Source organism: Plasticicumulans sp., assembly GCF_035331805.1.
GTDB lineage: Bacteria > Pseudomonadota > Gammaproteobacteria > Competibacterales > Competibacteraceae > Plasticicumulans.
Window position 1 is genome coordinate 2082 of the sequence record NZ_DAOLKE010000121.1, and the last position, 7768, is coordinate 9849.

General features: G+C 69.7%; 8 protein-coding genes. All 8 read right to left on the minus strand.

Going from position 1 to position 7768, the window contains the following annotated elements:
- A partial coding sequence (locus PKE44_RS10195; protein WP_324550714.1) for a hypothetical protein occupies positions 1 to 577 on the minus strand: 577 nt, incomplete at its 3' end.
- 16 nt (positions 578 to 593) lie between these two features.
- Positions 594 to 1256, minus strand: coding sequence for a methyltransferase domain-containing protein (locus PKE44_RS10200; protein ID WP_324550716.1), 663 nt, complete (start codon positions 1254 to 1256; stop codon positions 594 to 596).
- Positions 1257 to 1334: 78 nt separating this feature from the next.
- Positions 1335 to 1757 (minus strand): GtrA family protein, encoded by a 423-nt coding sequence (locus tag PKE44_RS10205; RefSeq protein WP_324550718.1) that lies wholly within the window; start codon positions 1755 to 1757, stop codon positions 1335 to 1337.
- The gene (locus PKE44_RS10210; protein ID WP_324550720.1) at positions 1754 to 3046 is read right to left on the minus strand and encodes an NAD(P)/FAD-dependent oxidoreductase; all 1293 of its coding nucleotides are present in this window, start codon (positions 3044 to 3046) and stop codon (positions 1754 to 1756) included. Before PKE44_RS10210 ends, PKE44_RS10205 begins: the two co-directional genes overlap by 4 nt.
- A gap of 40 nt (positions 3047 to 3086) precedes the next feature.
- Complete coding sequence (locus PKE44_RS10215) at positions 3087 to 4028, minus strand: NAD-dependent epimerase/dehydratase family protein (RefSeq protein WP_324550723.1); 942 nt, start codon at positions 4026 to 4028, stop codon at positions 3087 to 3089.
- Positions 4029 to 4072: 44 nt separating this feature from the next.
- On the minus strand, positions 4073 to 4810 hold the full coding sequence (locus PKE44_RS10220) for an SDR family oxidoreductase (protein ID WP_324550726.1): 738 nt from the start codon (positions 4808 to 4810) through the stop codon (positions 4073 to 4075).
- Between the two features lie 49 nt (positions 4811 to 4859).
- Complete coding sequence (locus tag PKE44_RS10225) at positions 4860 to 6167, minus strand: FAD-binding oxidoreductase (protein WP_324550728.1); 1308 nt, start codon at positions 6165 to 6167, stop codon at positions 4860 to 4862.
- Positions 6164 to 7594, minus strand: a complete 1431-nt coding sequence (locus PKE44_RS10230) for a UbiA family prenyltransferase (protein ID WP_324550730.1) — start codon at positions 7592 to 7594, stop codon at positions 6164 to 6166. Before PKE44_RS10230 ends, PKE44_RS10225 begins: the two co-directional genes overlap by 4 nt.
- Positions 7595 to 7768: the final 174 nt, after the last annotated feature.

Below are 7768 nucleotides of genomic sequence, written 5' to 3' on the forward strand. Positions count from 1 at the left end.
GCTGGCGGCCGCTCGCGAGCGTCAGCGTGATCACGGCCACGGCAAAGGCCGCCGGCACGAAGAACGAGAACTTGACCAGCGACAGCAGCGCGAGCAGCGCCGTCACCAGCAGCGCCGCCCACGGACCGTCGCGGCGCCACAGCAGCACGACCGCACCGAAGGCGATGACCAGATAGGCGCGCGCCTCGACATCGAGCAGCAGCGCGCCCCAGAGGAGCAGCGGCCAGCCCAGGCGCGGACCGGCCTCGAGCGCGCCGCGCACGAGCAGATACGCAAAACCGAAGGCCAGCCCCAGCGCCGCGGCATAGCGCAGCCCGGCGTGCTGGCCGAGACCGTCATCGCAGTGCAGGTAGCCGAACGGCCCGAACGTGAACATCAGGTCGCGACCGAACACCCAGTCCCGCGTCGCCGCGGCATCGAGCACCTGACACCACGACGGATCGAGCAGCACCGAGGCCGGTGCCCGCCCGCTCAGGTGGAAGTTGGCCAGCGCGATGCCCGTCAGGAGCAGCGCGAGCAGCCCGTAGCGCAGGCCGCGCGGCGCGGCGGGCAGCAGCGGCAGGGTCGCGAGCGACATGGTGCCTCCCTGCCTCTCAGGGCTTGCGGCCGACGACGAGGAACTGCTTGCCGAAGAAGCGCCACGCGAACGGCAGGCGCAGGTACCAGCGCACGAAGGCCAGCGGCGGCGTGCGCCCGGTCGACATCGAGTACGGCAGGAAGCGCTCGATGCGCTGCTCGATGTGGAAGCCGCGCAGCATCATGACCTCGGCGAGCGAGGCCTCGGTCAGCGGGATGTGGTGGTCCCAGAAGTCCCAGTACTCGCCCGGCACATGCTTGATGTTCGGCCCGAGGCAGATCAGCCGTCCGCCCGGCTTCAGGCAGCGCCAGGCCTCGGCGAGCGTGCGCTCGATGCCGGTCTTGTCCGGCAGGTGTTCGAGGAAGTTGCTCGTGAACACCACGTCGAGCTCGCCATCGGCGAGAGCCCAGGGCTGCGAGCAGTCCTGATGCAGGAAGCGCGTGCCGGCCGGCAGCCGCGCCTCGGCGTCCGGGTTCAGGTCCATCGCGTAGCGGCGGGCGGCCGTGACGCTGTTGCTGAACTCGCCCCAGCCGCAGCCGAGGTCGAGCACGGCCGCATCGGCCGTGATCCAGCGGCTCAGGTACTCGCCGCAGATGATCCGCCAGACCCCGAGCCGGTACTCGTCCATCCCGGCGAAACGCGCACGGTATTCGTCGCGCAGCGCTGTGCCCTTGTCCACGTCTGCCACTGCCAGTCCCCCCTCGGGAAAATCAGGAAAAAACGTACGGACGCCCCCGATCGCACCCGGCCACGCGCCTCAGAGCGCCGGCTGGCGGAACGACAGGTGCTTGTGGCCGAAGTAGCTCGTGAAGATCGGCACGACGATGCCGAAGGCATGCGCGATCGCCTCGGCGTGGCGCTCGATGCCGAGCGCCGGCAGCCCCCAGTGCAGCAGCCCGAGGCTGACCGCCAGCGTCTGCAGCAGCGCGAACAGGTTCACGAGCGTGAAGCCGGCGAACTGGCGCCAGACGGAACCGTGGCGCGCGCCCTCGAACACGTACAGCCGCGACAGCGTGAACGCGGTCGTGATGCCGACGCACCAGGCCAGCGTCACGGCGGTTTCGTAGCTCACCCCGCGGCTGAACACGAAGCGCGAGCCGAAGTTGGCCGCTGCCGCGAAGCCGCCGACGACCAGGAAACGCAGGAAGGGGTTGTCCCGCACGCGGGCGAGCCGCTTCACGCCCCGACCCTCGCCGCCATTTCCTGCGCGACCCGCGCGCTCTCGGCGATGCCGCGGTCCTCGGGGTAGTACGAGGAGGTGTCGGCGATCTGCAGGCCGCGGATCGGCGTGACGATGTCGGGCAGCATCGCCGCAAAGCCCGGCGGGCAGAGCGGCTGCGCGTACTGCAGGCGCCCGACCGCCGAATCGAGGCGGTCGGCGTCGGTGAGTTGCGGATTGACGAGCTTCAGGTAGCCGAAGGATTCGCGCACGAAGAAGTCGTCGTCGCGCGCGAACTTCGGATGCGTCTGCGGCATGTAGTACGGCACGTAGACGATGTGCGTGCCGTCGGCGAAGGGCCGCAGGTTCGAGAATTCGACCAGACCCGGCACCTCGATGCGCGCATCGTTGGTGTTGAGCCAGAAGTTGCCGGTGACCGCTCGGCGCAGCTTGTGGATCACGCACACGGCGCCGATGTTGCGAAGCGCCGCGTAGCGGGCCTTGAGCGCTTCGGGCAGCGCCGGGATCAGCTTCGGGATCAGCGGCATCGGCACGGTGCTGATGACGTGACCGGCCGCGACGCGCTCGCCGCCGGCCGTGACGATGCCGGTCACCGCACCGCCTTCGAGCGTGACCTCGCGCACCGGCGTGCCGAGGTGCAGCCGCCCGCCCTGGCGCTCGATGCTCGCGACCAGCGCCTTCACCAGCGTCTCGGAGCCGCCGTCGATGTAGCCGAGTTCCTCCTGCATCAGGCTCCTGCGCGAGGTGCCGACGCGCTTGATGCGCGTCCACAGCCACGCGGCCGAGACCTGCTCCGACAGCTCGAAGAACTTCAGCGTGAAGAGCTTCTCCCAGAGCACCTTCCAGGCGCGCTCGCCGCTGCCGCGACGCAGCCACTCGGCGGCGCTGATGCCGTCGAGATCGCGCCAGTCCGTGCGCTTCGTGGCCATGAACATCTGCCACGCGTAGCGCAGTTTCGAGAGCGGGTCGAGCTTCGGGAAGGCGAGCAGCGCCAGCGGGTCGCCCCAGCGGTACAGCTTGCCGTCGTAGAAATAGCCCATCTTCGTCGGCCGCCAGCGCATGGCCTGAGCGAGGCCGAGTTCTTCGAGCAGCGCAAAGGTCGGTGCGTCGGCCTTGCAGACGAAGTGATAGAAGCGCTCGATGCTCAGGCCGCCGAAGTCGAAATGCGCGGCCATGCCGCCGGCGACCCGGTCGGCTTCGAAGAGCTCGACCGTGTGACCGGCCTTCAGCAGGTGATGCGCGGCGGCGAGGCCCATGGCGCCGGCGCCGAGCACGATGACGTGTGCCATGAGGGCAGGATTCTCCGGGTAGGGGGGCGAGTGCGCGCGCTCAGCGTTCGAGCACGATGTGCGCGTAGCGCGGATCGCAGTAGCTTTCGCGGATCGCGTCCTCGAACGGCATCTGCCGGATGCCGAATTCGGCTTCGGTGTCGACGCCGGTGAAATCGTCGCCGGCGGTCAGCGCCTTCAGCTGGTCGGCCGTGAACGGCGGCTTGTCGCTGAACAGCGCATAGCCGAGCAGCAGCCAGCGGAACAGCGTGTACGGGATGTGCACGATCGGCGTCCTCAGGCCCTTGACGCGCCTGATCGTGTGGATGATGTCGACGTAGTCGATGCGCGTGTCACCGACGATGTCCCAGATCGCGCCGGGCTGAGCGCGCTCCATGCACTTGACGATGATCCTGCAGAAGTCGCGGTTATAGAGCGGCTGGCGCATGTAGCGGCCGTGGCCGGGGATCGGGAACACCGGCACCTTCGCCATGAAGCGCGACAGCCAGCCGAGGTGCTTCGGGTCGAACCAGCCGAACATCAGCGTCGGGCGCAGCACGCAGCACGGCAGGCCGCTGTCGAGCACGAGCTTTTCCTGCGCCTTCTTGGTGTTGGTGTAGTCGTCATCGGCGACCGAGTTGACCACCGACGAACTGATGTGCACGAGAAACGGCACCTGATGCTCGCGCACGGCTTCGAGCACGAGCTTCGTCGAATCCAGGTTGTTGCGCACGAACAGCTGCGCTTCCTTGCCGGTGATCTGCGCCTGCAGCTGCAGCACGCGCGCCGCGCCGCGCAGGTGTTCGCGCCACGGGCCGGGCTCGGCGAGGTCGGCCAGCACCGTGGTCACGTCCGGATGCAGCTGCGCCAGCACGCCGAGGTTGTGCGCGTGCTTGTCGATCGCCACCAGTTGCCGGTAGCCCTGCGCCTTCAGCTCGACGATCAGGTTCTGGCCGACGAGGCCGGCGGCGCCGAGTACGACGATCTTGTCGTTCTTGTCCATCGGGATCGGTTCCGGTCGGGAATGCAGGAAAGGGGAGCTTCGGCCTACAGGCGGATGCGCCGGAACACCGGCTCGGGGATCGCGCGGATGATCGCCATGATCGGCCGCCAGAAGCCGGGCAGGTAGACGACGCTGCTGCGCCGCTCGATCGCCCGGACGATGCCGGCGGCGATCGTATCGGCGCTCGCCCACAGCGGCCCCTTCGGGAAGGCGGCGGTCATCGGCGTGTCGACGAAGCCGGGCTTGATGGTCAGCACGTTGACGCCGGCCTTCGCGAGCCGCTGGCGCAGGCCGCCGGTGAAGGCCGTGACCAGCGCCTTGGCGCTGCCGTAGACGTAATTGCTCTGCCGGCCGCGATCGCCGGCCACCGACGAGATCACCGCCAGCGTGCCGTGGCGCTGGCGCTCGAAGCGCCCGGCAAGCTCGGTCAGCAGCGCGACGGTGCTCAAGCCATTGGTGTGGATCTCGGCGAGCGTCTGTTCGACCGAGGCCTCGCAGGCCGCCTGGTCGGACAGCGTGCCGTGCGCGATCAGCACGGTGTCGAGCCCGCCGAGTGCGGCCGTCGCACGATCGAGCATCGGGGCGTGCCCGGCGACATCGTTGGCATCGAGCACCTCAACTGCGACCAATGCTGCCCCGCGCACGCGCAGGTCGGCGGCCAGCACGTCGAGCCGCCCGGCGCGCCGTGCGCACAGGCAGAGCGCGTCGCCTTCGGCGGCAAAGCGGCGGGCACAGGCTTCGGCAATCGCCGAGGTCGCGCCCACGATCAGGACCTTGCGCATCATCGGCTCCCGGATGTGCCAGTCATTGCGGTTGCGTGTCCAGCCATCGTCAGGCCATGACCCGACGCCAGAAACTCGACGAGAACTGCGGGTCGAGGTAATCGGCGAAACGCTGCCAGCGCGGATACGCGGCCCGGAACAGCGCGCCGCTCATGCGCGCGTCCTTGGCCGGATAGATCGCGCCGGCGGCCTCGCGGACCACCGCATCGAGCCGGTCGAGCAGCGCGAAGGTGGCGGCGCCGCGGTTCGGGAAATCCAGCGCCAGCGTGTAGCCGGGGCGCGGGAACGACAGCCAGCCCGGCGAGGCGAGCTCGCCGAAGCGCTTGAGCACGGCGAGGAACGAGCCGCTGCCGCTCGCGGCGATCTGCGCGAGGATCGCGTGCAGCGCATCGAGCCCGGCGGCCGGCGGCAGCGCGCACTGCCACTGCAGGAAGCCGTGCGGACCGTAGATGCGGTTCCAGTCGCCGATGCCGTCGAGCGGATAGAAGAACGGCTCGTAATGCGTGATCTGCGTGCGACCGCGTCCGCCGACCGGCCGGTGGTAGTACAGCGCGTTGAATGCGTGCAGCGTCGGGCCGTTGATCAGCGACACCGGCGGCACGAAGGGCACGCGCAGCCGGCCGGGCTTCGCCGCCGGCCGGGTCCGCGGCAGGGCCGGCGCGTGGTTGCCGCGCATGAACAGCCCGCGCCCGGCCGCGGCCGCGCAGTCGATCCACGCCACCGTGTATTCGTAGTCGTCATCGGATTCGGCCGACAGCGCATCGAACTCGGCGAGCGAGCCGAAGCGGAGGGTCTCGCCGGCGATCCACGGATTGGCGATGCGCCGCAGCTGCAGCTCGACGCGCGTCACCAGCCCGGTCAGGCCGAGGCCGCCGATGCTCGCGCCGTACCAGTCGGCGTGTTCGTGCGCGCTGCACCAGCGGCGGCTGCCGTCCGAGCGCAGCAGCTCGAAGCCACGCAGGTGCCGGCCGAAGCTGCCGGCGCGGTGGTGATTCTTGCCGTGCACGTCGTTGGCGAGCGCGCCGCCGACGGTCACGTAGCGCGTGCCCGGCGTCACCGGCAGGAACCAGCCCTGCGGCACGGCCAGCGCGAGGATATCGGCAAGCAGCACGCCGGCCTCGCATGCGAGCACGCCGCTCTGCGGATCGAAGCCGATGAAGCGGTCCAGCCCGCGTGCGAGCAGCACGCCGCCGCCGTCGTTGAGGCAGGAATCGCCGTAGCTGCGGCCGTTGCCGTAGGGCAGCCAGCTCGTGTCGCTCGCCGGCAGCGGCGCATCGCGGTCGGTGAGCGGCCGGGCATGCTGCACGACGCGCGGATACCGGCCCCAGGAGGCGGCGCAGGCCCGTGTCGCCGTCATACCGCCGCCAGCACGATCAGCCCGGTTGCGAACAGCAGCCAGCGGCTGGCGCGATCGCGCACCGCGAACACGACCGGGTCGTCGTGCATCTCGTCGCGGTGCGTCTTCAGCCAGACGCGGCTGACCCAGTACAGCAGCACCGGACACAGCAGCCAGATCAGCTCCGGCCGGGCGTAGAGCTGGCGGCTGGTGTCGCTGTTGATGTACAGCGCCAGCACCAGCACGCTGTTGTAGGCCGAGGCGATGCCGAGCGTCTGCAGCAGCGCCAGGTCATGCGTGCTGTAGTCACGCCCGCTGGCGCGCTCGCGGCCGCGGCGCAGCATCTCGCGCAGCTCCGCATAGCGCTTGACCAGCGCGAGACTCAGGAACAGGAACACCGAGAACGCCAGCAGCCAGAAGGAGTTGTGCAGGCTGACCGCCGCGGCGCCGGCGAGGATGCGGCTGGTATACAGCCCGGCGAGCGCGATCACGTCGATCAGCACGAACTCCTTGAGCTTCACCGAGTACGCGACCGTCAGCGCGTAATACAGCGTCAGCATGCCGAAGAACTCCGCCGGCAGGCCGAGGCACAGCAGGCCCGCCAGCGCCAGCAGCGCCGGAATCAGCAGCGCGCCGCGCACCAGCCCGAGCGCGCCGCTCGCGAACGGCCGCTGACGCTTGCGCGGATGACGGCGGTCGGAGGGCAGGTCGAGCAGGTCGTTGAGCAGATAGACGCTCGATGCACAGAGGCCGAAGGCCAGGAAGGCGGTCAGGCTCGCGGCGATGGCGCGGACATCGATCTGGTGACTGAGCAGCAGCGGCAGGAAGATCAGCAGGTTCTTCACCCACTGGTGCAGGCGCAGCGCCTGCGCGTAGACCTTCAGGCCCGCCGGGCGCGGCGCGAACTCGCGCTCGATCGTCGCCACCCGCGCCAGCTCCGGGCGCAGCCGCGCCGGCAGGTCGACGCTGATCGCGTGCCGCGCGTGGCGCCAGACTTCGAGGTCGATCGCGGCATTGCCGGCGTAGTCGTACCCGCGCTCGCCGAGCGCCGCGACCAGACGCTCGCGCTTGCGTGCGCCGGAAAGATTGAGCCCGTCCTCACTCGCCAGCACGCGCTCGAACAGCCCGAGGTGTTCGGCCAGCGGCTCGGCCAGCAGCCGGTGCGAGGCCGTGCACAGCCACAGCGGCCGGCCGCGCGCATGCTCGGCGCGCAGCCAGTCGAGGAAGGCGGTGTCATAGGGCAGCAGCGCGTAATCGGGCTGCACGCGCCGGGCGATCTCGTACTTCAGCACCGCCTTGCCGCGCCAGAGCCACAGCGGCACCAGGAACAGGCACAGCGGCCGGTGCTTCAGCAGCAGGAAGAACGACTCGACCAGCAAATCGGAACGGATCAGCGTGCCGTCCAGATCCACGCACAGCGGGATTGGCGTCAAGGAGAACGACTCCATCGGTGCAGCCGCAGCCGTACCGGACGGCTGCGGCAGGCGCCGGTCGCGGGGCGGACGGGAACGGTGGCGGATCACCCAGCAACGACGCGCCGGCGGCGATCAGGGCGGAGCGCAGAGTAGCCGCGCGCCGCCACGAGCGGCAATCGACGGATCGTGACATTTGTTGCAGCGCAT